Annotated in this window: 21 protein-coding genes and 1 other annotated feature; of the genes, 14 read left to right on the top strand and 7 right to left on the bottom strand. The window is 35.6% G+C overall.

The annotated features are described in order from the left end of the window. Nucleotides 1–102: 102 nt before the first annotated feature. Entirely contained in the window at nt 103–321 is a 219-nt protein-coding gene (locus ACTQ5K_RS00935) for a hypothetical protein (RefSeq protein ID WP_031538544.1), read from the top strand. 276 nt (nt 322–597) lie between these two features. Continuing rightward, nucleotides 598–1,407, top strand: a complete 810-nt coding sequence (zupT, locus tag ACTQ5K_RS00940; protein ID WP_031538542.1) for a zinc transporter ZupT — start codon at nt 598–600, stop codon at nt 1,405–1,407. 184 nt (nt 1,408–1,591) lie between these two features. On the opposite strand, the gene ACTQ5K_RS00945 is transcribed toward zupT, so the two are convergent. Beyond that, a complete protein-coding gene (locus ACTQ5K_RS00945) occupies nt 1,592–1,810 on the bottom strand; it encodes a hypothetical protein (RefSeq protein ID WP_031538540.1) in 219 nt (72 codons plus the stop codon). A gap of 176 nt (nt 1,811–1,986) precedes the next feature. Here ACTQ5K_RS00945 and ACTQ5K_RS00950 point away from each other — a divergent pair, with 176 nt between their 5' ends. The 5 genes from ACTQ5K_RS00950 to ACTQ5K_RS00970 all read left to right on the top strand — a co-directional run bounded on the left by ACTQ5K_RS00950 (nt 1,987) and on the right by ACTQ5K_RS00970 (nt 5,624). Further along, nucleotides 1,987–2,193 (top strand): DUF1657 domain-containing protein, encoded by a 207-nt coding sequence (locus tag ACTQ5K_RS00950; RefSeq protein ID WP_031538538.1) that lies wholly within the window; start codon nt 1,987–1,989, stop codon nt 2,191–2,193. Between the two features lie 85 nt (nt 2,194–2,278). Continuing rightward, a complete protein-coding gene (locus ACTQ5K_RS00955; RefSeq protein ID WP_031538536.1) occupies nt 2,279–2,485 on the top strand; it encodes a DUF1657 domain-containing protein in 207 nt (68 codons plus the stop codon). A gap of 15 nt (nt 2,486–2,500) precedes the next feature. Continuing rightward, nucleotides 2,501–3,358, top strand: coding sequence for a DUF421 domain-containing protein (locus ACTQ5K_RS00960; RefSeq protein WP_031538534.1), 858 nt, complete (start codon nt 2,501–2,503; stop codon nt 3,356–3,358). An 82-nt stretch (nt 3,359–3,440) separates the two neighbouring features. Further along, on the top strand, nt 3,441–4,130 hold the full coding sequence (rpiA, locus tag ACTQ5K_RS00965) for a ribose-5-phosphate isomerase RpiA (protein WP_031538533.1): 690 nt from the start codon (nt 3,441–3,443) through the stop codon (nt 4,128–4,130). A 258-nt stretch (nt 4,131–4,388) separates the two neighbouring features. Next, nucleotides 4,389–5,624: an NAD(P)-dependent malic enzyme gene (locus tag ACTQ5K_RS00970; protein ID WP_031538531.1), complete on the top strand. Its 1,236-nt coding sequence runs from the start codon at nt 4,389–4,391 to the stop codon at nt 5,622–5,624. A 52-nt stretch (nt 5,625–5,676) separates the two neighbouring features. Here ACTQ5K_RS00970 and ACTQ5K_RS00975 read toward each other — a convergent pair whose 3' ends face one another. Both ACTQ5K_RS00975 and ACTQ5K_RS00980 read right to left on the bottom strand, forming a co-directional pair. Further along, nucleotides 5,677–7,011, bottom strand: a complete 1,335-nt coding sequence (locus ACTQ5K_RS00975; protein WP_031538529.1) for a nucleobase:cation symporter-2 family protein — start codon at nt 7,009–7,011, stop codon at nt 5,677–5,679. 148 nt (nt 7,012–7,159) lie between these two features. Beyond that, nucleotides 7,160–8,806: a PucR family transcriptional regulator gene (locus ACTQ5K_RS00980; RefSeq protein ID WP_031538528.1), complete on the bottom strand. Its 1,647-nt coding sequence runs from the start codon at nt 8,804–8,806 to the stop codon at nt 7,160–7,162. Nucleotides 8,807–9,078: 272 nt separating this feature from the next. Between ACTQ5K_RS00980 and ACTQ5K_RS00985 the strand changes: the two genes are divergently transcribed. The 3 genes from ACTQ5K_RS00985 to proS all read left to right on the top strand — a co-directional run bounded on the left by ACTQ5K_RS00985 (nt 9,079) and on the right by proS (nt 14,268). After that, nucleotides 9,079–10,314, top strand: a complete 1,236-nt coding sequence (locus tag ACTQ5K_RS00985) for a Zn-dependent hydrolase (protein WP_031538526.1) — start codon at nt 9,079–9,081, stop codon at nt 10,312–10,314. 79 nt (nt 10,315–10,393) lie between these two features. Next, a complete protein-coding gene (locus ACTQ5K_RS00990; RefSeq protein WP_109769262.1) occupies nt 10,394–11,623 on the top strand; it encodes a pyridoxal-phosphate-dependent aminotransferase family protein in 1,230 nt (409 codons plus the stop codon). An 885-nt stretch (nt 11,624–12,508) separates the two neighbouring features. Then, nucleotides 12,509–12,726: a binding site (T-box leader), on the top strand. Nucleotides 12,727–12,834: 108 nt separating this feature from the next. Beyond that, nucleotides 12,835–14,268 carry a proline--tRNA ligase gene (proS, locus tag ACTQ5K_RS00995; protein ID WP_031540642.1) on the top strand — a complete coding sequence of 478 codons (1,434 nt, stop codon included), beginning with the start codon at nt 12,835–12,837 and terminating at the stop codon, nt 14,266–14,268. Nucleotides 14,269–14,379: 111 nt separating this feature from the next. Here proS and ACTQ5K_RS01000 read toward each other — a convergent pair whose 3' ends face one another. The 3 genes from ACTQ5K_RS01000 to ACTQ5K_RS01010 all read right to left on the bottom strand — a co-directional run bounded on the left by ACTQ5K_RS01000 (nt 14,380) and on the right by ACTQ5K_RS01010 (nt 18,453). Continuing rightward, on the bottom strand, nt 14,380–15,255 hold the full coding sequence (locus ACTQ5K_RS01000) for a cation diffusion facilitator family transporter (protein ID WP_031540643.1): 876 nt from the start codon (nt 15,253–15,255) through the stop codon (nt 14,380–14,382). A gap of 241 nt (nt 15,256–15,496) precedes the next feature. Next, nucleotides 15,497–17,698 (bottom strand): MMPL family transporter, encoded by a 2,202-nt coding sequence (locus ACTQ5K_RS01005; RefSeq protein WP_441993257.1) that lies wholly within the window; start codon nt 17,696–17,698, stop codon nt 15,497–15,499. Nucleotides 17,699–17,826: 128 nt separating this feature from the next. After that, on the bottom strand, nt 17,827–18,453 hold the full coding sequence (locus ACTQ5K_RS01010; protein ID WP_349204758.1) for a TetR/AcrR family transcriptional regulator: 627 nt from the start codon (nt 18,451–18,453) through the stop codon (nt 17,827–17,829). 369 nt (nt 18,454–18,822) lie between these two features. Here ACTQ5K_RS01010 and adhE point away from each other — a divergent pair, with 369 nt between their 5' ends. Then, on the top strand, nt 18,823–21,435 hold the full coding sequence (gene adhE, locus ACTQ5K_RS01015) for a bifunctional acetaldehyde-CoA/alcohol dehydrogenase (protein WP_031540646.1): 2,613 nt from the start codon (nt 18,823–18,825) through the stop codon (nt 21,433–21,435). A gap of 609 nt (nt 21,436–22,044) precedes the next feature. Here the strand turns inward: adhE and ACTQ5K_RS01020 are convergent. Next, a complete protein-coding gene (locus ACTQ5K_RS01020; RefSeq protein WP_251629497.1) occupies nt 22,045–23,067 on the bottom strand; it encodes an HD-GYP domain-containing protein in 1,023 nt (340 codons plus the stop codon). A gap of 253 nt (nt 23,068–23,320) precedes the next feature. Between ACTQ5K_RS01020 and ACTQ5K_RS01025 the strand changes: the two genes are divergently transcribed. The 3 genes from ACTQ5K_RS01025 (at nt 23,321) to ACTQ5K_RS01035 (ending at nt 24,943) form a co-directional block, all read left to right on the top strand. Further along, nucleotides 23,321–23,611 carry a hypothetical protein gene (locus ACTQ5K_RS01025; RefSeq protein WP_284560951.1) on the top strand — a complete coding sequence of 97 codons (291 nt, stop codon included), beginning with the start codon at nt 23,321–23,323 and terminating at the stop codon, nt 23,609–23,611. Nucleotides 23,612–23,835: 224 nt separating this feature from the next. Further along, on the top strand, nt 23,836–24,699 hold the full coding sequence (locus ACTQ5K_RS01030) for an STAS domain-containing protein (RefSeq protein WP_031540649.1): 864 nt from the start codon (nt 23,836–23,838) through the stop codon (nt 24,697–24,699). A 16-nt stretch (nt 24,700–24,715) separates the two neighbouring features. Beyond that, nucleotides 24,716–24,943 carry a CsbA family protein gene (locus ACTQ5K_RS01035; protein WP_031540650.1) on the top strand — a complete coding sequence of 76 codons (228 nt, stop codon included), beginning with the start codon at nt 24,716–24,718 and terminating at the stop codon, nt 24,941–24,943. The last annotated feature ends 482 nt before the right edge of the window (nt 24,944–25,425 follow it).

The raw sequence follows: 25,425 nt of genomic DNA on the forward strand, positions 1-25,425 counted from the left end.
TGATTTGAATCTTTTATTTTGGAAAAATCCATTGTTGAAGAATGGAGGACATCGGACAAACGTTTTCCATCATACTTTAATTGCAAAGGGGAGTTGGGGAAAATGAATAAAGAGGATCAGAAACAAATAATTATTGTCGTAATGGACATATCGAAAATGAAGCGATTTGTTATGATGGATATGGGAATAGGCACATTATCTTATTACTTAATTAAAATGATAAATGGAAATATTGTTATCGATCTAATTGGAAGCACGATTATTACAGAGGGTGTAAAGAGAATATATAAAGAGATGAATAGTAGAAGAAAAATAGACTAATACATAGAATTCCATTAACTTGCCTTAAGAAATTTGTAAAAGGGAGGAAAGAAATTATCCCTTTTACGTATAATTAAAAAAGTGCTCTTCATTATTCAGCAAAGATTGAATTTGTATAGAGCTAGATGACTATAGATATAATCTATCCATAAATAAATTGACGAATATTTCGAAATTGGTTAAAATCTTTCCTAAGAGAAACATTTTTAAACGAAGGTATAATTTTTATATATACGAAAAAGTTAAAAATAATACAGAGGAATAAGGGGGATTTAAATGCCCGAAAATTTATTGGTTGCATTTGGTTTGACATTATTAGCGGGGCTGGCTACTGGGATTGGAAGTATGCTTGCATTTTTTACATCGACCACCAATACGAAATTTCTCTCTTGGATGCTAGGTTTCTCTGCCGGTGTGATGATTTATGTATCGATGATTGAAATCTTTGTGAAAGCAAAAGATGCATTAGTTGGATCATTAGGACAGCAAACGGGTAATTGGCTTACTGTAGCAGGGTTCTTTGGTGGAATATTGTTAATTGCTTTAATAGATAAATTTGTTCCTGAACAAGGAAACCCACATGAGTTAAAGAAAGTGGAAGATATTAATAAATCTAATGTAAGGCAGACAGATCACTCTCTTTTGAAAATGGGAAGTTTTACTGCACTGGCAATTGCTATTCACAATTTTCCAGAAGGGATTGCAACCTTTACTGCAGCTCTTCAGGATCCGGGACTTGGTGTAGCAATTACCGTTGCGATAGCGATACATAATATTCCAGAGGGAATCGCAGTTGCAGTCCCTGTTTATTTTGCGACAGGTGATCGAAGAAAAGCATTTAAACTTTCCTTTTTGTCAGGATTAGCAGAACCAGTCGGCGCGATTGTTGCCTTTCTTATTTTAATGCCATTTCTAAATGATGTTATGTTTGGACTAATTTTTGCAGCAGTAGCAGGCATTATGGTTTTTATTTCACTAGATGAATTATTGCCAGCAGCAAAAAAATATGACGAAGGTCACCTATCGATATACGGCTTAATAGCAGGAATGGCTGTGATGGCAGTAAGTCTGTTATTGTTTATTTAAAGCTTGGTTGAATAATATTAAATGAATTACGCTATTCAGTTTTTTAAAAATTATTTCCTTTTTGAAGCAAAAAAACTTTTAACAACGAAGTGGGGGACAGTCCACTCCTACGGGGAATAAAGCAAGCTTTAGCCAAGGAGCTAAGGTTGTCCCCCCACTTTTTCAAGAAATGCCTAGTTCTAAATCACTTCTTCTCCAATAAATTATTTTCCTTCTCCATTTTCTCCACTTCTAATTTCATTTTATTTGTTTCTAATAAAAAATTTTCATGCTTTAATCTTTCAAGCTCCAATTGATCTTTTAGCATAGCATGATTTAATTTTGTCTGCTTCTCTAAATGGGTAGTTATAATACCAGCTAGGGGAATAGAAAATACAGTTAAAACGATAATGACAGTAATCATTTTTTAACTCCTTCTGTTTTTACTAAATAATACGGCTGTATAAAGCAAAAGTTTCAATTATTTAAAGGCCAAAGAGGGCTTCTCTCTATAGATTTGGATTTTTTTTACTGCATAACAATAGACGTTAATGAAATGATATAAAGGTAGTAAAAAAATTTAAGGACGGTGGCTGCTCTATGACGGTAATTTCAGACGTTAAACAAACAATTGCTGGTTTAAAAAGTGCACAAGCAAGTTTAGAAACCTTTGCTTTAGCTACAGATAACCAATCGGCAAAGCAAATATATCAAACTGCTGCACAACAAACACAACAAATAGTTGATTCCTTAAATCCAAGGCTACAAGAGATTCAGAAAGAAGAACCACAATATGCACAACAATAATACATGCTAAAAATATCGAGAAGCCGTTTCTAGGAGAAAATTGACTTCCCTTCTATATACGGCTTCTCTTCTATTGGAGGAAAAGATGACAGTTGCATCTAATGTGAAGCAGACTTTAGCGAGTTTAAAAGGTATTGAATCCCAGCTATCTGCCTTTGCTCTTCATTCCATGGAAGAAGAGGCCCAAAAGGCTTTTCACGAAGCAATGGTATTAGTTGGAGAGATTAAAAATGATATTCAGCTAAGGGTATATCAATTAGAGCGAGAAGAAAAGGAATATAGCTCTTCTTAATGGGATGGTGAAAACATGTTTATCGTAGTTTTGCGTTCTTTGCTTTTTGTCATTGTATTATTTATTACCACAAAACTATTAGGAAAAAAGCATATTTCTCAGTTATCCCTTTTTGAATACATAGCAGGTATTACACTGGGAGATATCGCAGGAGAGGTTATCCTAAACTCCAGTCTTAGTGTTATGCATGGGATACTCGGGATATTCGTCTTTGCAATCATCTCCTATTTAGCAGATGTGATTTCCTTAAAAAGTAAAACATTGCGCAATGTAATAGAAGGCACTGGCACGGTATTGGTGGAAGATGGAAAACTCCTGGAAGGGAATTTGAAGAAAGAGCATTATACGATTGATGATTTTTCTACGCTTTTGCGGCAAAAAGATGTTTTTAGCTTGGCAGAAATTGAATATGCTGTACTTGAGCCAAAGGGAATGCTCAGTGTTTTATTGAAAAAGGAAAATAGACCCATCACTCCCAAAGATCTTAACATGAAAGTGCCAAGTGAAAAGGCGCCTCAAACGATCATAATGGATGGGAATATCGTTTATGATTCTTTAACAAAAGCGGGAAAAACCCCATCTTGGTTGCGTATGGAATTAGAGAAATTAGGTGTAACACAAGATAATGTATTCCTAGGGCAAGTTGATTCTTATGGGGAACTTACCATTGACATTTTTGACGATAAAATCAAGCTGGCAGAAGCACAAGAAAGACCACTATTGCTTGCGACGATAAAAAAAGTACAAGCAGACTTGGAAATGTATTCGCTACAAACAGACAATAAAGAGGCGAAATTAATGTATAGAAAAAATGCGAATAAAATGGAGCAAGTAAAAAATAAAGTGAAAATGTATTTAGGAGATAATATCTAATGAAAAATAGATGAAAGAGAAGGATATATCATCTATTATAGAAGGGAGGATAACGATGACAAAATAATTGTAGGTGAACAGGATGGATAGACAGGCTGAAAAAGCATTAGTAGGAGAAACAGCAGCAATTCAATATGTAAAAGATGGAATGACAGTTGGACTAGGAACAGGATCTACAGCATTTTATGTGATTAAAACGATGGGCGAAATGATTAAGGCAGGGATGAATTTAAAAGGGGTTGCCACGTCAAAAGCTACGGAAAAATTAGCAAGTGAATATGGAATTCAATTAGTTGATATCAATGAAGTGGAAGAATTAGATATTGCCATTGATGGTGCAGATGAAATTGATGCCAATTTCTTTGCTATAAAAGGAGGAGGCGGAGCATTATTACGAGAAAAAATAATTGCGAGTGCTGCCAAAACCTTTATTGTTGTAGCTGATGGGAGCAAGAAAGTCCAAACCTTAGGCCATTTTCCTTTGCCTGTAGAGGTAGTTCCATTTGGGTATAAACAAACAGAGAAAGCTATTCAGAAATTAGGGTGCAAAACAGAGTTGCGGATGAAAGACGAAGAGATTTATCTTACGGATAATGGAAACTATATTATCGATTGTTCTTTTTCTAGTATCCAAAACCCCAAGCAATTACATCAAACACTGAATAATATAGTAGGAGTAGTAGAAAATGGTCTCTTTATTCATATGGTTGATGTATTAATCTCTGTAAATAAGCAGGACGAAATAATTGTTGATATAGCTAAAAATGAATAATGGTGAATATTGAATAATCATATATTAAAGATGAAAATGTATTAAACATTAACTTGCAGTTAGCCCTCGTCTAATAAATGGTTAGGTGGGGGTAACTGCGTGATATCTCGTTGGATTTAACCATGCAGAAAAAATGTCTAATAAAGCTTAGTTTATGAAAGCGTTTCCTTTTCGGCTTTTCAATATACCATGAAAAATACCTCAATGAGAAAGAAGCATTATGTTAGAGAAAATGGCAATCAATAAGGGAGAGATAAAATGTCTTTAAGAGAAGAAGCTTTACATATGCATCAGGTTAAACAAGGGAAATTAGGGATTTATGCAAAGATAGATGTGAAAAATGCCCATGATTTAAGTCTAGCTTATTCTCCAGGAGTTGCCGAACCGTGTAAAGAAATCTTCGAAAATCCTGAATCTGTATATGATTTTACGATGAAAGGGAATATGGTGGGCCTCTTGACAAACGGTAGCTCTGTACTTGGTTTGGGGAATATTGGGGCAGCGGCCTCTCTTCCGGTTATGGAGGGAAAAGCAATTTTATTAAAAAGCTTTGCTGGGGTAGATGCCTTTCCGATTGCTTTAAATACAATAGATAAAGATAAGATAGTGGAAACTGTGAAATTAATGGCTCCTACTTTTGGTGCAATCCACCTAGAAGACATTGCTGCACCTGATTGTTTTCAAATAGAAGAACGATTAAAGCAAGAATTAGATATTCCTGTATTTCATGATGATCAGCATGGAACGGCGATTGTAGCATTAGCTGGTCTTATTAATGCACTGAAGCTTGTAAATAAAGAAATGAAGGATTTAAAAATTGTTATAAATGGGGCTGGTGCTTCGGGGATAGCCATTGCGAAACTTCTCTTTTCTTCTGGTGTAACCAATATGATTTTATGTGACACAAAAGGGACGATTTATGCAGGAAGATCTGTTGGAATGAACCAAGCAAAAGAATCTGTGGCAACCTTTACAAATGGAGAAAATGAAAAAGGGTCTTTGCGTGATGCTATTAAAGGAGCGGACGTATTTATTGGAGTTTCTGTCGCAGGTACCTTAACAAAAGAGATGGTACGAACGATGAATCAGGACGCAATTATTTTTGCGCTGGCAAATCCAGTGCCAGAAATAAGTCCTGCTGAAGCGAAAGAAGCAGGTGCTAGGATAATCGGAACAGGAAGATCTGATTTTCCGAACCAAGTAAATAATGTATTGGCATTCCCAGGTGTTTTTCGTGGTGCTTTAGATGTCCGAGCAACGGCTATTAATGAAGCGATGAAAAAAGCTGCTGCTGAAGCAATTGCAGAATTAATTGCGGAATCAGAGTTGGATGAAGAGTATGTTATTCCAAGTCCTTTTGATGCAAGAGTAGCTCCCGCTGTTGCGGCGGCTGTTGCGAGAACAGCAATGGAAACAAATGTAGCGAGAATTCAGGTCAATCCAGAACAAGTGAGAATGAAAACGATGAATCTGACAAAGCTAAGAGATGAATAAAGGAAATGAGAAAAGCGGCCGTTTGTCAAAATAAGACTGGCCGCTTTTCTCATTAAAGTGTATGTGTTTCGGTTACTTCTTCTGTAGGGAGAATGGAAGCACTCGTGCTTTGTTTATTTGTTTTTACCCTAAAAAGAAGATTTAACAGGATAGCAGCTATACTTCCAGTAATAATTCCATCACTGACAATGATACGTAGTCCAGAAGGAAGTTGATCAAATAAAGTAGGAACAGCAGTTGCTCCTAAGCCGATGGAAATAGAGCATGCTATAATCAATAAGTTAGCTTGATTTGTAAAATCTACTTTACTAAGCATTCTGATTCCAGAAGCTACAACCATCCCAAACATAACAACCGTTGCTCCGCCTAATATAGGTGTTGGGATTATGGTAGCGAATGCTGCAACTTTCGGAATGAGTCCTAGGAAGACTAAAATTCCTCCGGCAGCGACAACAACATTGACGGTTTTCACTTTAGAAAGCTGTACAAGACCAACGTTTTGTGCGAAGGTGTTATACGGAAATGCATTGAATAATCCACCTAAAGTAATGGCCACTCCTTCTGCTCGATATCCTCTTGTCAAATCTTTTTCACTTAAAGGAGTTTCCGTAATCTTGCTTAGTGCAAAGAAAACGCCAGTTGATTCAATGACGATAACCAAACCAACAATTAACATTGTAAGGATCGGACCTATCTCAAAGCTAGGAGTTCCGAAATAAAATAGTTCAGGGAAATGGAACCAACTCGCCTCTTTTACTGGGGAAAGATTCACTTTTCCAAGAAAAGCAGCAACAACAGTACCGACGATAATTCCCATTAGAACAGACAATGATTGCATAAATCCTTTTGTGAAACGATTTAACAAGAGAATAAATAATAATACCCCGAATGAAAGAATCAGATTTTCAATGGAACCAAAATCTTCACTAGTTGCTCCTCCGCCCATATTTTTAATGCCTGATGGAATGAGTGATAAACCGATTATTGTGACCACTGTTCCTATCACGACAGGAGGGAAAAGTTTCGTTATTTTACTGAAAAAAGGAGCGCAAATAATCATGAAAAGTCCTGTTATGATGATGGCTCCATAAATAGCAGTAACTCCGTAATTTGTTCCTATGGAAATCATCGGCGTTACAGCAACAAAGGAGCTACCGAGAACAACGGGTAATCCAATTCCTAAATATTTATTTTTCCAAGCTTGAAGCAAGGTGGCAATTCCGCATGTTAATAAATCAATTGCAACAAGATAAGCGAGTTGTTCGGTTGTTAAATTTAATGCTCTTCCAACTAATAACGGTACGAGGATAGCACCTGCATACATGGCAAGCACATGCTGAAGTCCTAAAGAAAAAATTTTTAAACCCTTTTCTTTGTTTTGAGCCATTCATTACACTCCTTTTTCTTATAATGTTAATAAAGTTAACACTGTTTGTTATGCTAATTAACATCATAATGAGCAAGAAGAAAGAAGTCATTGGTTATATTGTACAAAATATTTAGAAAATATAGATTATATATCTAAGTAGACTCCATTATATTTGAATTTGTTTTTTTCCTTCATTCGTTTTTAAAATCGACTTTATCCGGAATGCAAATCGAAGATGAAAGGTTGTTTCTGGATCTTTCAGACTTTTTCCTAAAAGTTCTTCACATTTCTCTAAACGATAGATTACAGTGTTACGATGAACATAAAGGCGTTTTGCCGTTTCAGAAATTTGGCAATGCGTTTCTAAGTATACCGATAAAGTATTTAGTAATATCTGTTGCTCTTCCTGCTGCTGATTGGTTGTAAATGATTGAAAGATATATTCGTAAAATTCCTGAAGATCCTTCGTTGGAATAATTCGTAATATCTCAAAGACATCCTTTGGCCGGTGAATCTGGATAAAGGGGATATTTCCAGATAGCTGTCCAATATGTAAGGCACTAAGTGCTTCTTTATAGGCATTAGGTAAATTTAATAGACGCTGAAAAACATTGCTAATACCAAATGAGATAGACCGTTTAAAGGTATTTCCAATATACTCTTGAATATTTTGCAAATAAGGAAGAATCGAATGGTCTAAATCATAAGATGAATGGGCGACTTCCATAATAATAATACAGTGATCATCTTTAATAAAAAGCTGGGAGTTAAATGGTGCTTTTTTTATTTCCGTTTCCAAATATTCATATATATAATCCACCTCAACTGAATGCTGTGTAAAGGAGATATATTGATCACTGTTATCCATTTTGCCAATAATTGCAATCGAAGCATGTTCCCTTTTTAAAGAAAATTCTTTTGCCCGACTTTCAATTTCCTCCGCAAAAGTAAATTTGCCTTCCACAAACTGAGCAAAGAAATCATTTCGTGCCCTTCGTGAATATTGCTTTACTGTATTTTCTCTCATTAGCTCAAAAGATAAAACGTTGGTAGCTTGTTCAATGGTAAGCAGTAAACTCTTGTCTTCAATCGATATTTCTCCAAGTACAACTAAAAATGCTGGCTTCCTCATATGAGTATAAATTGGAAAAATAGTAAAAACCTCTTCTGTATTTCTGCTCGAAAAACAAGAATAGGGCGAGCTTGCTAATAAAAATTCATATCCTTTTGCATGAAGGGAGCTGAAGTAGTTTTCAATCGAATTTCTAGTATGAGAAGAGGTATGCATTTGAAAATGTGCATCAAGTAAAACAATTCGCTTGTTAATCATTTGCGATAGGTCGTCTACAAGCCTTTTTATCCCTTTTCCTTTCAAAATATGCTGTGTGAATTTTCGATGGGTTTCAAAGGCATTGGTTAGCTCTGCTGTTCTCTGACTCAGCATATAATTTAAAGAGCCATTAACAATTTCACCAAGTGATGTTTCTAATGGAATTTCTAAAAGTGGAAAGCCTTTTTCATTTGCAAATTGAATTGCTTCTTGTGGAATCTGTCCTAAAAATCTTTTTGCTTTAATTCCTAGTGCAGTACAATCTTTTTCCTGCATACTTTTTATTAAGGAAAGCAAAACATCAGGCTTATCTTTAAGATGGTAGGCTGTTGTAACTAATAAATCGTTAGGATATAAATATTCAACAATATCTGGCGCATCCATCATCGTAATATTCTTAATTTCTTTATTTAAACCAGTATGACCTGCAATAACTTCCACAGCATTGAAAACAGGTTTTTGTAGTATTTCTGCTAGTTTCATTTTATCTCCTCCTAAAAGAACGCTATATTACAAGTCTTCTCCGCATTTCGGATTTAGTTATTTTATACAAAGTATTTAGATAATTCTAACACTTTATCTAATGTATTGCCAGCGAGTGCTTATTAAAATAATGGTTACATAAATAATAGTGCGTAGTTTTAATGGGCATTTTATGCTAGAAAAAGTTATGGGGAAATAACAAAATGAAGAGCCTTGTTCCTTCATTTTAGGTTGAATTAATTGGAGATCTCCCCTGAATAGGAGCGATTGAAATGAAGACATCTAATGAAATAGATACAAAAGAAGTAGGCAAGTGGATGGAATGGCTGGCTACATTCGGGGCTAACGAAAATGGCGGGGTTACACGACTTCTTTATGATGAAAATTGGCGGTTAGCTCAGCATGCTCTTTTACAAAAAATGAATGAGATTGGTTTAAAAACCTATTTTGATGGAGTAGGCAATCTGTTTGGCAGGCTAGAAGGGTCCCTTGAAAGCGAGAAAACAATTTTGACAGGTTCCCATATTGATACAGTAATAGATGGAGGAAAATATGATGGTGCGTATGGAATCATAGCAAGTCTGCTTGCTTTGGACTATTTAAAGAGACATTATGGAATCCCCAAAAAAACAATAGAAGTTGTATCATTATGCGAGGAAGAAGGGAGTCGATTTCCTTTAGCTTTCTGGGGTTCAGGATCCATAACAGGAAAATATACGAAGGAGGATTGCATAGGTTTATACGATGCGAATAATATGTCTTTTTCGCATGCGATGTCATCCATGGGCTTGCAACCAGATAGAGAAGAAGTAAAAAGAGCAGATATTGATTGTTTCATAGAAATACATATCGAACAAGGTGCAGTATTGGAGAAAGAGCAAGAGTCCATTGGCGTCGTTTCTCATATTGTTGGGCAAAGACGATTTACGGTTAAAGTAACAGGAGAGAGCAACCATGCAGGTACGACTCCCATGTATTATCGAAAGGATAGTATGCATTTGGCTGCTGAATTAATTACTTATGCTATAAACCAAGCTAAGGAAATTGATTCACAGTTAGTAGCAACGGTCGGGAAAATAGTAGCCGCGCCTAATGTTCCGAATGTAATTGCAAAAGAAGTTACGTTTTCGTTAGATGTCAGGCATCATCAAGAAGAAGTACTAGATTATTTTTGCAAGAAAATTTTTGCTTATTTTAAGCAGAAAAGTATAGAGGCGAGCATGAATGTTGAATGGGAACAATGGATGAACGTTAAGGCTGTTGCGATGGATGCAGAATTAACAGAGCTAGCTCATACCATTGTACAAGAAATGAATATTCCAAACCGAAAAATGATCAGTGGGGCAGGGCATGATGCGCAAGTATTTGGAACATACTGTCCGTCTGCTTTACTATTTGTGCCAAGTGTTTCTGGCGTCAGCCATTCTCCCAAAGAACACACGAATCTAGAAGATTTAAAAAGAGGGATTAGTGTTCTCATCCAATTATTGCACCGTTTAGCTTATTAAGGAATGTACATATTTTTATAGAAAGAAAAGAATTATGCGTTGTAGTAAAGAAAATAGATAAAAGGAAAGGACGTATCCAATGACTTTTTCAGAATTAAACACACCTATAAGAACAATTATGACACCAGGTCCAGTTGAAGTGGATCCACGCGTGTTAAGAGCACTAAGCACTCCTATTTTAGGTCAATTTGATCCTGCGTTTACATCCATCATGAATGACGTAATGGCAATGATCCAACAAGTTTTCCAAACAAAAAATAAGTGGGCATATCCGATAGATGGAACCTCGAGATCTGGACTTGAAGCTGTCTTGGCCAGTATTATCGAGCCGGGAGATAAAGTACTAATACCGATTTACGGAAGGTTTGGCCATTTGTTAACAGAAATTGCTGAAAGATATGGGGCAGATATTCATTTACTTCAATGTGAATGGGGCGAAGTTTTTGACCCGGAAGATATCATTGCAGAAATGAAACGAGTGAATCCAAAAATGGTGGCACTTGTTCATGGTGAAACATCAACTGGGTGTATGCAGCCATTAGAAGAGATTGGTAAAGCATGCCGTGAACAAGATATCCTATTTATCGTCGACGCTGTGGCAACGATTGGCGGTGTAAATGTGCAAACAGATAATTGGCATATAGATGCAGTGATTGGTGGGAATCAAAAATGTTTATCGGTGCCATCAGGAAATGCTCCTATTACATATAATGATCGAGTGGAAAAAGTATTGATTGCGCGGAAAAAGGTAGAAAGAGGGATAGCGACAGACAGTGAGTTAGCAGAGAAAAAAGCTCATGCTCCGATCCGCTCCAATTATTTAGACTTAGCACAATTACAGGATTATTGGAGTCCAAGAAGATTAAATCATCATACAGAAGCAACTTCTATGTTATACGCATTACATGAGGGACTAAGAATTGTTTTAGAGGAAGGACTGGAAAATAGATTTGCTCGTCATCAATACCATGAACAAGCATTAATGGAAGGGATTAAAGGAATGGAGCTAGAGCTATTTAGTGATAGCAAGTGTAAATTACCAACTGTTACTTGCATCAAAGTGCCAGAAGGTATAGATGCAGAATCTGTCCGAAGTATGATGCTTCAACAATTTGGTGTAGAAATTGCAAGCTCTTTTGGTCCTTTGTATGGGAAAATATGGAGAATAGGTACGATGGGCTATAGTTGCCGAAAAGAAAATGTCCTATTCGTACTTGCCAGCCTAGAAGCCTGCTTGATTAGACATGGAGTAAAACTTCCTGCTGGTCAAGCACTTCAAACGACATTGGATTTTTATTCAAGGGGGTAGGATAGTAAGTAACAGAGAAACGTTCTCTGAGCCCGAAAGCAAGAGAAAGAGCAAGAAAAGGTAACAGAGGAGCATTCTCTGAGCCTGAAAGCAAGAGAAAGAGCAGGAAAAGGTAACAGAGAAACGTTCTCTGAGCCCGAAAGCAAGAGAAAGAGCAAGAAAAGGTAACAGAGGAGCGTTCTCTGAGCCCGAAAGCAAGAGAAAGAGCAAGAAAAGGTAACAGAGGAGCGTTCTCTGAGCCCAAAAGCAAGAGAAAGAGCAGGAAAAGGTAACAGAGGAGCGTTCTCTGAGCCCAAAAGCAAGAGAAAGAGCAGGAAAAGGTAACAGAGGAGCGTTCTCTAAGCCCAAAAGTAAGAGAAAGAGCAAGAAAAGGTAACAGAGAAACGTTCTCTGAGCCCAAAAGCAAGAGAAAGAGCAAGAAAAGGTAACAGAGGAGCGTTCTCTGAGCCCAAAAGCAAGAGAAAGAGCAAGAAAAGGTAACAGAGGAGCGTTCTCTAAGCCCGAAAGCAAGAGAAAGAGCAAGAAAAGGTAACAGAGGAGCGTTCTCTGTGCTCGAAAGCAAGAGAAAGAGCAGGAAAAGGTAACAGAGGAGCTTTCTCTGAGCCCGAAAGCAAGAGAAAGAGCAGGAAAAGGTAACAGAGGAGCGTTCTCTGAGCCCGAAAGCAAGAGAAAGAGCAAGAAAAGGTAACAGAGAAACGTTCTCTGTGCCCGAAAGCAAGAAAAAGAGCAGGAAAAGGTAACAGAAAACTAGCCTTCAGCACTCACCTCCCTTACAAAATGCAAGAAAAAGGAACAAACTATAATCTATCTATTAGAAAAAGAATAAAAAAATCCATATTGACAATAATGAATCTATCCGATATGATTTTTCACAAAGAAATGAATAAAGAAACTATAAAAAGGAATAGTATACAGCCATGTCTATTAGAAGAGAGGGTCTAATTGCTGAAAGGACCTATAGGCTACCTGTGGAACCTGCCTTTTTCGTTCTGTATCGAATAGACATTGTTTAGAAAGATTCAGCGGTTCAATACCGTTACCATGGATGAGTGTAAAGCTTTGCTTTGAATTAGGGTGGTACCGCCATTATTATGGTCCCTAATGAGAGGCAAAGCTTTTTTAATGGTCTTTTTCAAAAAGATGGACCTTTAAAAGTAAAAGTTATAGAGAAATAATATCGATAAAAAACAATAAAATAGGAGGCTTCTAAAATGGCAAAGGATTTTGTAAAAAGCATTACTAGTATGGAAGAAGATTTTGCTCAATGGTATACAGATGTTGTCACAAAAGCAGAACTAATCGATTATTCAAGTGTAAGAGGGTCTATGATTATTCGCCCATATGGAACAGCAATATGGGAAAATATTAAAGAGGCATTAGACAAACGCATTAAAGAAACAGGACATGAAAATGTTTATATGCCACTCTTTATACCAGAAAGTCTATTGCAAAAGGAAAAGGATCATATCGAGGGATTTGCTCCAGAAGTAGCATGGGTGACCCATGGAGGAGAGGAAGAATTAGCAGAAAGACTTTGTGTGCGTCCAACCTCTGAAGTTCTTTTTGCAGAGCATTATAAAAATATTATCCATTCCTACCGCGATCTTCCAAAGCTATATAATCAGTGGGCAAATGTAGTACGTTGGGAAAAGACCACTCGCCCATTTTTGCGTACATTAGAATTTTTATGGCAAGAAGGGCATACATGCCATGAAACAGAAGAAGATGCAGATAGAGAAACTACTCAAATGCTTGAAGTTTATGCGGAAGTTTGTGAGAAATACTTAGCGCTACCTGTTATTAAAGGGAGAAAAACAGAAAAAGAAAAGTTTGCTGGTGCTAAGTATACGTATACGATTGAAAGTTTGATGCATGATGGAAAAGCATTGCAATCAGGAACGTCTCATAATCTTGGTGATGGCTTTGCAAAATCATTTGGAATTCAGTTCTCTGATAGGGACGGAAATCTCCAGCATGTTCACCAAACATCATGGGGCTTTACTACTCGAATTATTGGTGCCATGATTATGGTTCATGGGGATGACCGTGGCTTAGTAGTGCCGCCAATGATTGCGCCAACTCAAGTAATGATCGTACCAATTGCCCAGCATAAAGAAGGGGTTTTGGATTTTGCCTATGATTTGCAAAAGAAATTAAACCGTTCCATTCGAGTGGGCATTGATGGAAGTGATAAAAAGCCAGGCTGGAAATTTAATGAGTATGAAATGAAGGGGATTCCTTTGCGTTTAGAAGTAGGACCAAAGGATATAGAAAAAAATCAAGTTGTGCTCGTTCGCAGAGATACTGGAGAAAAGCAATTTGTATCAATGGATGGACTAGAAGATACAATTGCCCAATTGTTAAAGGATATCCAAGATAATTTACTACAGAAAGCTATCAATCATAGAGAAGAAAATACTCATATTGCTTTAAGCTTCGATGAATTTAAACAATGGATATCGAAAGAAAAGCCAGGATTCATCAAAGCAATGTGGTGTGAAGATCAAGCATGTGAAGATAAAATCAAGGAAGAAACAAGTGCAACTTCTAGATGCATGCCTTTTGAACAGGAGGCAATTGCAGATACTTGTGTATGCTGTGGCAAGAAAGCAAGTAAATTAGTATATTGGGCTAAGGCGTATTAAAACTTTAGCTGTATTATCTAGCTGAAATAAACGAAGGAATAAAAATGGTGGTGACCTCCGAAATGTTTTTACTCTAATTTTTGGAGGGCGGTACCAATATTCCTTCGTTTTTTATTTGTCTTCGTCTGGCTCAATATGCACATGTACCTCGAGTGCATGAAACTCATCAATTAAAGCATTCTCAACAGCGGAAGAAATATCATGGGCATGAGTAACATCTAACTGCTGGTTAACTGTAATGACAACATCAACAACTGGACTGTTTCCATAGTTTCTTGCTTTTATCTCTTTTACAGCTTTTACACCTTCTGTACGCAAAATAGTTTTTTTGTATTGATCAATTAATAAAACATCAAATCCATCTGTTAAATAGTGAGTTGTTTCTCGGAAGATACCCCAGGCTGTTTTACAAATTAATAGCCCAACAATACAGGCAGCAAGGGGATCTAAAAAGGTTAATTTTAGTTGAGCGCCAAAAATCCCAACTGCTGTCCCAATGCTAACCATTGAGTCGGAGAAGTTATCCTTTGCAGCCGCTTTAACTGCTTGGCTATTAATTTTATTACCTAAACGTAAATTAATGCGATAAACACCAAACATTACAGCACCACAAGCGATGGCCGTATATGCCGCTACTAAATCAGGTGCTTGCCTTGTCTGGCTAAAGAAGGAAGAAACGGCTTGGAATAATACTTGCAATCCGACACTCATCATAATAAAGGAAGCAATTAAAGAAGCAACAGTTTCTGCTTTCCAATGACCGTATGGATGATCTTTATCCGCTGGTTTTTGCGAAAGACGCAACCCGATTAGTACAGCAACAGATGCAATAATATCTGTGAAATTATTCCAACCATCAGCTTTTAGGGCTTGGGAACCTGTGCTATTTCCAATAAATAATTTAACAGAAGCTAGTACAATATATGTAAAAATGCTCAATATCGCAGCACGTTCTCCAAGCTTTAAGTCTGCATATTTTTTGTCCATTACAAATGCCCCCTTAACTAACCCACTTATCATATCAATTCCTTATAGGGTGGGTCTAGAGCAACGTTTTTATACATATCAACAAAAGTGTTAGAGAGATAAAATAGTTAGCTAGAGGAAAACTTCATCCATTTAATATTACTTAGCATGTGGAAAAAAATCTCACTGACTTTAATAAACTAGAAGAGATAAAAAATCTCCAAGACTTATCTTAAGACAAACCTTGGAGGCGTATAATCACTTATTCGTTTCCTTTTACATATACTTTCTTGCTTGGCCAAAAGACTGTATTTCCTAATAGAGAAGTAATTGCAGGAACTAAAAAAGGTCTCACGATAAAGGTGTCTAGTACAACCCCAATAGCGGTTATCGTTCCAAAATGGACAAGCACTTCCATAGGTAAAGTAGTCAACACCATAAAGGTAGCTGCTAAAATGACTCCTGCAGAAGTAATAACCCCACCTGATTCTGCAACTCCCTCTTTTATTGCTAGTAGGAGAGGCATTTTTTTTCGTTTTTTCCAAATGCTTGATATCATGAAAATATTGTAGTCTTCTCCTAAAGCAACGATAATGACAAAGGAGTACAAGGGGATTAAGCCTTGAATTGCTTCTACTCCAAATCCATAATGAAGAATGACCCACCCTAAGCCTAGGGCACCAAAGTAAGAAAGTAGTACAGAAGCTATTAAATAGAATGTTGCTATAATGGATCTAAGATAAACAAGTAACAAGATAGCAATCATGATTAAGATAATTGGAATAATTAATTTTACATCTTGATTTGTCAATTCTCTTGTATCATATTGTTCCGCAGTTACTCCTGCAATCCATATCTTCTCATTCGGTTCCTTTATGCCATTTTCAGCAAGCTTCTCTTCTAATGTATCACGAATAATAGGGAGTTCATCCATCGCTTGATTTGAATAAGGATTTGTTTCTAATTCAATCGAATATTTTACTAAATTAGGATTGCTTCTACCCGATTCTTCCTCCGAAACCGTTGCAATGAAAGCTAATTTATTTAATTCTTCTTCAATATTTAATGTTGCACCTTCTGTATCAATAATGACAGAAACCGGTGCGAGTTCCCCTGCATTAAAATGTTCTTCTATTAAGGTATATCCTTCTTTTGATGGCATGTCATCTGGAAATGAGGACAATAAATCATAGGTATATACTGTTTTAAGGGAAAATACAGCAAAAATACCAAGAAATAATGTCGTTAGTATAGTCACTTTCCATGGATGCTGTGTTACTACATTTCCGATTGTTTTCCCCAATGTATTTCTTTTTTTAGTCGTCTTTATTATCCTACCATTTATAATTTGTCCTTCTAATTTCGGAACAAATGGATAAAAAGATAATCTACCAATAATGGCTAGAATGGCTGGGACAAGACTAAGACTGGCTATCATCATAATAAATATAGCTAAGCTAAACGGGATTGCAAATCGTTGCACGGCACCATATTGGGCAAATAATAGGACAAGAAGAGAAAATACTACTGTTAATCCACTCATTGCCACAGCACCACCAGATCGATGCAATGCTCTTTCCATCGCCATTTCTTTAATTGATTCTTTGGTTAAATACGTTCGATATCTACTAATAATAAATAAACAATAATCTGTACCTGCTCCAAATAGTAATACAGTCATAATGGCAATGCTTTGTGAATCGAATTCAATCCACTCATGTTCTCCCATGAAACCAAGCAAAGGACTGATAACTCCATAAGCAATACCTACTCCAATTAAAGGAATTAACGCTAAAATAGGAGAACGGTAAATGACAAGTAAACAGATTAGCACAATAATAACTGTGCCAATGAGTAACGATAAGTCCCCTTGGCTAAATAGCTCTGTTGCATCTATGGAGATACCAACGGGGCCAGTAGTCCTTGCATGTAATATCGTTTCATCCTTTCGTGCAGTGTTAAACGGATTTTTTTCAAAGATTCCATTTGCAACAGCTTCTAGCTTTTGAATACTAGCTTTTAATTCACTAGTAGCTAAATTATTTGAAAATAAAATAGGGAGAACTAGAGTTGTGCCATCTTCTGAAATTTGTTGTTTGACTCCCTCAATAGGTAGTTGATGATAAGGAATAATTGCTTCTTGATGAGCAAGTGGCGCATTTGTTAATTGGTTCGTAAGTTCTTGGATTTGTTCAACATCCTTATCTGTTAAGCCATTTGAGCGAAACCATGTAATTAACGCAGGAGTTCCTTGGTCATTAGAAAATTCCTCCTTTATTTTTTCATCTGCCAGCTGTGATAAAGCATTAGTTGGAATATTGCTAGCTAAGTCGTTTTTTTGTGAACTAGCTTGAGGGAAAAGTGTACTTAATATCCCAACAAGGAGAATCCAGGCAAGTAATATTATCCATTTCCCTTTTTTACTAGTGACAGCGGTAAAATAGCGATGAATATACCGTTTCATTTTGTTCACTCCTTAAAATACACATAACTTATCACTTGATAAGTTATGTGTAAAGAAAGAAACTTATCAAGTGATAAGGTGAGTATATATTTATTTTTATAAGAAAGGAAGTGTTTTTTGAAAAATCATTACTTATCTACTATTCCAAATATAAATAGATGAACGACTAATTTTGCTTTACGCCGGATTTCCTTTGTTTGTTCTTCATTAGAAAGTTCTTTCATATGAGAAGGACGCATGGCAGTTTGAATATATTGAAGAAAGGTGAATGCTATTTCTTCGCTATTACTTTCTATTTTTTGAAAAGAAATATTATTATCTTTTTCAGCCATATCAAACACATGTTTAATCGGTTTTAAAAATCCCTCTTGCCAGCGAATTCTTAGTTGGGTTTGTATATCATTTGGCATCTCATGTTGTAAGTCATGGAACATTTGCATGAGATCTTCTTGATAATGTTCTAAAAAGTAAAGAGCAATTTGGTAAAGACATTCTTGAAGAATCTGATATTCCTTCGTAATTTTTAATAAAGCATTTTCAGTCTGTTGAATAGACGTAATAATTACTTCTTTATAAATATCTTGTTTATTCTTAAAGTGATGGTATAAAGCAGGCTGTGTAATTCCACAACGCTCTGCAATCATCCTTGTGCTGACCTTACGAAATCCCAATTCCATAAACAACTGATAGGAGACACGGATTATAAATTGATAGGTATCATGATCCGTATTAGTTCTTTCCCATTTTTTATTCATATTGTAAACCCTTTCATTGTTGTTTTTATCACATTTTATATTATAGGAAAAGTAAGGAAATATTACAAATGTGTATAAAATGTGAATGAGTTTGTGAAATGTTGAACATTTTTTCAAGAATAGGCTTGAAGGTTTTAGCAAGTCATTATATGATAAGCATGTAAAGAATAACAACGAGAAATTCCAAAAGATATAATATGTTTGTAGGAAGCTAGTGGGCAAACAAACTACTAAATTAGTAGTTTTTCTTTAAAGAATTATTTGTGAATATATTCACAAATTAACTGCTTTTTTAAAGTAGTTTTTTCTTTAAAGTAACTTGTGAATATTTTCACAATATTATCATTCTCGATTTGGAGGGATTTAGTGATGTCAGTTGTTGAAAAAGAAGTAAAAGCGAAAAATGAGCAAGTTGATGTGCAAACCGTTATTAATGAGATGGCAGCAAAAGGGAAAAAGGCACTAGAAGAATTTATGTCTTTAGATCAAGAACAAGTAGATACAATTGTAAAGGCTATGGCCCTAGCTGGTTTAGATAAGCATATGTATTTAGCTAAATTAGCGGTTGAAGAAACGGGAAGAGGCATTTATGAGGACAAAATTACAAAGAATATATTCTCTACCGAATATATCTACCATAATATTAAATATGATCGTACAGTTGGGGTGATAAGCGAAGACCAACAAACAGGAATTGTGGAAATCGCTGACCCGGTAGGCGTAGTTGCTGGGGTAACACCTGTTACAAATCCAACATCTACAACCATGTTTAAAGCTATTATTGCGATAAAAACACGTAATCCAATTATATTTGCTTTCCATCCATCTGCACAGAAATGTAGCAGTGAGGCAGCTAGAATTCTAAGAGATGCAGCAGTTAAAGCGGGGGCACCAGAAAACTGTATTCAATGGGTAGAAAAACCTTCTATTGAAACAACTAAAGCGTTAATGAATCATAATGATATTGCATTAATTCTTGCAACTGGTGGACCAGGAATGGTTAAATCCGCATATAGTTGTGGCAAACCTGCACTTGGCGTTGGCGCTGGTAACGTACCTTGTTATATCGAAAAAACAGCGAAAGTTAAAAGAGCAGTGAACGATCTGATTCTTTCAAAAACATTTGATAATGGAATGATTTGTGCATCTGAACAAGCAGTAATCATTGACAAAGAAATCTACGATGAAGTAAAGAATCTATTGATTCGAAATAGCTGCTACTTCTTAAATAAAGAAGAGTTGGCAAAAGTAGAAAAACTAGTAATTAATGAAAACACATGTGCTGTAAATCCAGATATAGTTGGTAAATCTGCTCATTATATCGCTGGATTAGCAGGAGTAAAAGTACCAGAAGATACAAAAATTCTTCTTGCTGAATTAGAAGGTGTAGGACCTGATTATCCTCTATCTAGAGAAAAATTGAGCCCTGTGCTTGCATGCTATAAAGTGGAATCAACAGAAGATGGAATTAAACGTGCAGAAGAAATGTTAGAGTTTGGCGGATTAGGACATTCAGCAGTCATTCACTCTGAAGATCCGAAAGTAATAGAAAGATTTGCCCTAAGAATGAAAGCATGCCGTATTATCAACAATGCCCCATCTTCTCAAGGTGCAATCGGTGACATTTATAATGCATTCATGCCTTCTTTAACACTTGGCTGTGGATCTTATGGTAAAAATTCTGTATCTACTAACGTAACAGACATTCATTTATTAAATGTTAAAAAATTGGCAAAAAGGAATGTAAATATGCAATGGTTTAAAGTACCTTCAAAAATTTATTTTGAGAAAAATTCTGTACAGTATTTACAAAAAATGCAGGATATCTCTAGAGTATTTATCGTAACAGATCCATACATGGTTAAATTTGGATATGTGGATAAATTACTTTATAACTTAAGAAAACGTTCAAATCTAGTGCAAGTAGAAGTGTTCTCTGATGTTGAGCCAGATCCATCTATTGAAACAGTTGTTAGAGGAACAGAGATGATGGCTAAATTCCAACCAGACTGCATTATCGCACTTGGTGGTGGATCTCCAATGGATGCAGCAAAAGGTATGTGGTTATTCTATGAGCATCCAGATGAAGAGTTCTTCGGATTAAAGCAAAAATTCTTAGATATCCGTAAAAGGGTTTATAAATATCCATCATTAGGTGGTAAAGCTAAATTTGTTGCTATTCCAACTACTTCTGGTACAGGATCCGAAGTAACATCTTTTGCGGTAATTACAGATAAAGAACAAAACATTAAATATCCTTTAGCTGATTATGAATTAACACCAGATGTAGCTATCATCGATCCACAATTTGTTATGACAGTACCGCCTGCTGTAACGGCAGATACAGGAATGGACGTATTAACACATGCTGTGGAAGCATATGTATCTAATATGGCAAATGACTATACAGATGCATTAGCGGTGAAAGCAGTTCAATTAATCTTTGAATATTTACCAAGAGCATATAGAAATGGAAATGACGAAGAGGCACGCGAAAAAGTGCATAATGCATCTACAATAGCTGGTATGGCATTCGCAAATGCATTCTTAGGAATTAATCATAGCTTGGCACATAAATTAGGTGCCGAATTCCATATCGCACATGGTCGTTCAAATGCCATCTTATTGCCACATGTTATTCGCTATAATGCAGAGAAACCGAAAAAATTCATGGCATTCCCTAAATACGAATACTTTAAAGCAGATGAGCGCTATGCAGAGCTTGCAAGAATTCTAGGATTGCCAGCTAATACTGTGGAACAAGGAGTAGACAGCTTTGTCAAAGCAGTAATCAGACTTGGAAAAGAATTAAATATCCCAATGAGTATTGCAGCACAAGGTGTAGATCCAAAAGAATTCGAAGCAAAAGTAGATTATTTAGCAGATCGTGCTTTTGAAGATCAATGTACAACAGCTAACCCTAAATTACCATTAGTAACGGAATTAGCAGACATTTACAGAAAAGCTTTTAAAGGGGTTTAAAATCAAGTCAAAGAGCAAACAATTTGAGGCTGGGACATAAGTATTCCAGCTTAAAATAAACCTGAATGATTATACGAAGGTGCCAATGAAAGGTTCGTATAATCATTTGGGCTTTTTTATTCGTTTTAAAAAGGATGTTCCATGAAGTTTGTTGCTATTATCCGCAGCCTGAATACACTTCGCTTTCCGTGGGGCTCGCGCTGAGACGCGGTCTGCTTCCGCCTGCAGGGTCTCAGACTGTCTCGCTAATCCCCGTGGCGTCTACGTGTATTCAGGCTGCTCCGTTCTTCCAACTAATTTATTTTTTCTTTGGAAAACAATATTTTTTAGGAAATAGCCTTTAAAAACGAAGTGGAATGGAGCGGAGGACGGTCAACTCCTGCGGGAAGTAGAGGAAAGGCTGAGACCCCGCAGGCGCGCCGAGGAGGCTCAGCTTCCTCCCCGCGGAAAGGGAGTGTCCGTAGCGCAATGGAACGAATTGGTTTTTACACTTGAATATATTTAAAACCATAAATAACTAATATGAAAAAGTAGCTTTATTTAAGAGCTAAATTAGAGATTGTTCGTCTTTAAAGATTAGTTATATAGATTTGTCCCAGCCTCTTATATTCAATTGGCTAAGCCTGTAATTTTCAAAGATGTCTTACGTAAATCAATATAGGAGTCCTCTTGACGAACAAGCGGGAGATGTGGTTCATTTTGATGGATAAAGATAATTTCTGCTGTTTCGTTATTGGATAAAGTAACCTTTTTAAAGAGTTGCTTTCTCATAATAAAATTTGTAAATGGAATGACAATGGCAGGATTTAATGCATTTCCATATGATTCATTCACTAATTCATTGATCGCTTCAAAGTAGGTTTTCTTTTCTTTATGGGTGTGTGAGGAACACATGCTATTAAACATGTCTGCAACCGAAACAATTTGAACTAAGAATGGAATATCCTTTTCTGTTCGATGAGATGGATAGCCTTTTCCATTTATTTTTTCATGATGCAATAGAGCAGTTCTCGATATTAATATATCTAATTGAGAAATCTGAAATAAAATACTTTTTCCATAGATTGTATGTTTTTGAATTTCCTTATATTCTTTTTGCGTTAAGCGATCTTGCGCTTGTAAAATGGATGGATCAACTTTTAGCATGCCGATATCATGGAATAGTCCCATTTGGCTTAGGAGGTAACATTCCTTCCTAGCTAATCCTAAAACCTTGCCTATGATTGCTGAAATAATTCCAACATTAATACTATGCTGATAAATATAATTCTCAGGTTCTACTTCCTTATGGATAATATCTAAAATTGCTAATTCTTGAAGGGAAAAATCAATTGCTTTTTCATAGGTATGAAGAAGTCTATCCACATTATCATTTTGCTGTTCGATAATGGAATGGAAGGTTTCTTTCACTTCATCTATTAAAGTAGAAAATTCTTTATTTTCGGAGGAAAGAGAGGCTTCTTCAGTCGGATTAATCACATCAAATGGATTTACCTGATGTTTTGTGAGTAATTCCACATGTTTTTTCGTAAGAGTGGAGCCTTTTTTGAGTAGAAATAAACCTTCAATGGAGTTAGAATAAACATCTTCTTTTATTCGATATCCGGTAATATCAGCAGTTACTTTTTCCATGTCTTTTGTCTCCTTTAATTCATGCTATTTTGCTACGTCACATCCCCTTATTAGTAAATATTACCTTACCTCTAGCAAGGATAAAACAGACTTTATGACCAGTTGGAATAATCCTAAATACCTATTTTAGTAGAAATTACTAGGGACTAAGGTCTTCAGCAATGTTTTCCTATTATAATAACTATATATTTAACCGAAAAGAATAGAATAAATTGGGCATTTTTAGTAGATTCAAAGAGAGGGGAATACACAAATGGATAGAAATCAGCTGAAAGAAAACAATACATTTTATGTACATAATAAGAAAGAATATCAAAAACATTTAGATTTTATCCATAATGAATTGATAAAGTTTCCTACCATAAATATACCTAATCACCATAAAGTAATTAAAAATCAGGATTTGGAAGATTGGATAGTAGAAAAACTAAGTCCAAAAGACATTGCAGAAATTATCTTTTTATTAGAAAACGCCAAAAAAAGAGCATCCTCTCTGGAATCAATTTTTCAAGTAATTGCAACAAGTTTATTACAAAATTCATAAAGAAATTATCTATTCTCGTCTTACTATCACAAGGCTTCTCACTTGTTTCACTATGGTGACAACTATATAATAATAGATATTTATTTTAAATGCCTTTAATTGATTCCAAAAACAAGTAGGGAATTGACTAAAAAAGTTGTGGATACTTCCATTACTCTAAATGGGAAAACGATTGTATAGATGAGTGAGGAAGGTTTGTTTCTTGTATTAGGAGGAGAAAATAGTTGGAACAATGTATGAAAAGCCTATATACCTATTTATATGATCATCTTGTAGACATGCGTGAGGAATGGCTGAGCACAATAGAGAATAGTTCATCTAATTATTATTCAATCAATAAATCCTCAGACAGTATGGAAGAACTAGTTACAGCACACCAAATACTCTTAGAAAATGTAATTAAGGTATTTATTGAGGAAGAGGAAGTATATTCAGCCAATATTTCTAAATGGGCTGTTAAAGTTGCGGAAAAGCGGGCAAAAGATTTGGTTCCTATTTTGGAATCGATTGAACAGCTTAACACAGTTAAAGAAATTCTTTTATCATATGTTGAAAAATTTTCTGCAGAAACTACTGATCAATTAACGATAACGACACTGTTTGAATGGATACGATTAGTACAATATGCATTTGATCTATTTGTAAATATCTTTATTGGCTCTTATGATGAATACAAATTTCAGCAATTGACAGCACAGCAAGAAACCATTTATGAATTAAGCAGTCCAGTGATTCCCATAACAAAGGGGATTGGGGTGCTTCCATTAATTGGAGATATTGATACAAAGAGGGCACAATTAATCATGGAAAATACTTTGAAGGAATGCAATGAAAAACGCTTTAATCATTTATTCATTGATTTATCAGGAGTACCTCTTATTGATACAATGGTTGCACATCAAATTTTTCATGTTATACATGCACTGCGTTTAATTGGTGTAAAAGGGTATCTTTCTGGATTAAGGCCAGAGGTGGCGCAAACAGCCATACAATTAGGTGTAGACTTTAGCCAAATTCCGATATTTAATAATTTAGCAAGTGCTCTTGAAAGATTTGGGTTAATGGTTAATGAAACGAAATTTGTTTAAATAGAGGTGTATGTAGATGGGGAAATATCTAGCTGCACTATTTTTTCCATGCTTATTAGTAATACTTTTTTCAAAAGCTACCTATTATCCAATTATTGGATTAATTTTAACTGTCGCCTTAATTGCTGCTTCTGTGTATAAAGGATATACTGATACATTTCTATTAATTGTTGTGGATGCATTTTCTATGACGATTGGATATATGATTAGCAGAAGATGGAAAGAGAAAGTAGCGAATAAATAATGTTTAGGCTACATTTCAAAAAGTATTAAAAAAGAATAGAAAAGAAGAATGACTAAACGATTTTACGTCGATAAAGATGATAGGTATTTTCGTATAGTCATTTTTTTTTTGAAATTTAGTATCCATAGAAAAATTGCTGATGAAATAAATAGAATGTTTGTTCTCTTTTTTGTGGTTTGAAATAGGTGGTTTGTGGTAGAATGGTGATATGTTGATTACATAAGTAGGAAATTATAAAAAAAGACTTTAATACGAACGTCGAATTTTGAAATTTTGTTTATTTTAAAAGCCTCCTGGTACCCGCATAAATCCTATAACGGTGAGACCCCGCATTCCCTTACTTTCCTCTGGGAGAATGTAAGTATATGGAGTGAAATGGAATGAACAAGTTTTTTGTGTTTAACTCTATAAAACAACAAAGGTTATGAAAATAGCTTGTAATAGATATGCCTAAACATAAAGGACCAACGGACGTATGAATA

The organism is Niallia sp. Sow4_A1, assembly GCF_052116745.1.
Classification (GTDB): Bacteria; Bacillota; Bacilli; order Bacillales; family Cytobacillaceae; genus Niallia; species Niallia hominis.

Excerpts from the sequence above, each read along its gene's own strand:
- ACTQ5K_RS01010 (WP_349204758.1), bottom strand. The coding sequence starts at position 18,453 with ATGAATAAAAAATGGGAAAGAACTAATACGGATCATGATACCTATCAA.
- ACTQ5K_RS01035 (WP_031540650.1), top strand. The coding sequence starts at position 24,716 with ATGGGGAAATATCTAGCTGCACTATTTTTTCCATGCTTATTAGTAATA.
- ACTQ5K_RS00980 (WP_031538528.1), bottom strand. The coding sequence starts at position 8,806 with ATGAAACTAGCAGAAATACTACAAAAACCTGTTTTCAATGCTGTGGAA.
- proS (WP_031540642.1), top strand. The coding sequence starts at position 12,835 with ATGGCAAAGGATTTTGTAAAAAGCATTACTAGTATGGAAGAAGATTTT.
- ACTQ5K_RS00955 (WP_031538536.1), top strand. The coding sequence starts at position 2,279 with ATGACAGTTGCATCTAATGTGAAGCAGACTTTAGCGAGTTTAAAAGGT.
- ACTQ5K_RS01025 (WP_284560951.1), top strand. The coding sequence starts at position 23,321 with ATGGATAGAAATCAGCTGAAAGAAAACAATACATTTTATGTACATAAT.
- ACTQ5K_RS00945 (WP_031538540.1), bottom strand. The coding sequence starts at position 1,810 with ATGATTACTGTCATTATCGTTTTAACTGTATTTTCTATTCCCCTAGCT.
- ACTQ5K_RS01020 (WP_251629497.1), bottom strand. The coding sequence starts at position 23,067 with ATGGAAAAAGTAACTGCTGATATTACCGGATATCGAATAAAAGAAGAT.
- ACTQ5K_RS00960 (WP_031538534.1), top strand. The coding sequence starts at position 2,501 with ATGTTTATCGTAGTTTTGCGTTCTTTGCTTTTTGTCATTGTATTATTT.
- adhE (WP_031540646.1), top strand. The coding sequence starts at position 18,823 with ATGTCAGTTGTTGAAAAAGAAGTAAAAGCGAAAAATGAGCAAGTTGAT.
- ACTQ5K_RS00975 (WP_031538529.1), bottom strand. The coding sequence starts at position 7,011 with ATGGCTCAAAACAAAGAAAAGGGTTTAAAAATTTTTTCTTTAGGACTT.
- ACTQ5K_RS00970 (WP_031538531.1), top strand. The coding sequence starts at position 4,389 with ATGTCTTTAAGAGAAGAAGCTTTACATATGCATCAGGTTAAACAAGGG.
- ACTQ5K_RS00990 (WP_109769262.1), top strand. The coding sequence starts at position 10,394 with ATGACTTTTTCAGAATTAAACACACCTATAAGAACAATTATGACACCA.
- rpiA (WP_031538533.1), top strand. The coding sequence starts at position 3,441 with ATGGATAGACAGGCTGAAAAAGCATTAGTAGGAGAAACAGCAGCAATT.
- zupT (WP_031538542.1), top strand. The coding sequence starts at position 598 with ATGCCCGAAAATTTATTGGTTGCATTTGGTTTGACATTATTAGCGGGG.
- ACTQ5K_RS01005 (WP_441993257.1), bottom strand. The coding sequence starts at position 17,698 with ATGAAACGGTATATTCATCGCTATTTTACCGCTGTCACTAGTAAAAAA.
- ACTQ5K_RS00935 (WP_031538544.1), top strand. The coding sequence starts at position 103 with ATGAATAAAGAGGATCAGAAACAAATAATTATTGTCGTAATGGACATA.
- ACTQ5K_RS00985 (WP_031538526.1), top strand. The coding sequence starts at position 9,079 with ATGAAGACATCTAATGAAATAGATACAAAAGAAGTAGGCAAGTGGATG.
- ACTQ5K_RS01000 (WP_031540643.1), bottom strand. The coding sequence starts at position 15,255 with ATGGACAAAAAATATGCAGACTTAAAGCTTGGAGAACGTGCTGCGATA.
- ACTQ5K_RS00950 (WP_031538538.1), top strand. The coding sequence starts at position 1,987 with ATGACGGTAATTTCAGACGTTAAACAAACAATTGCTGGTTTAAAAAGT.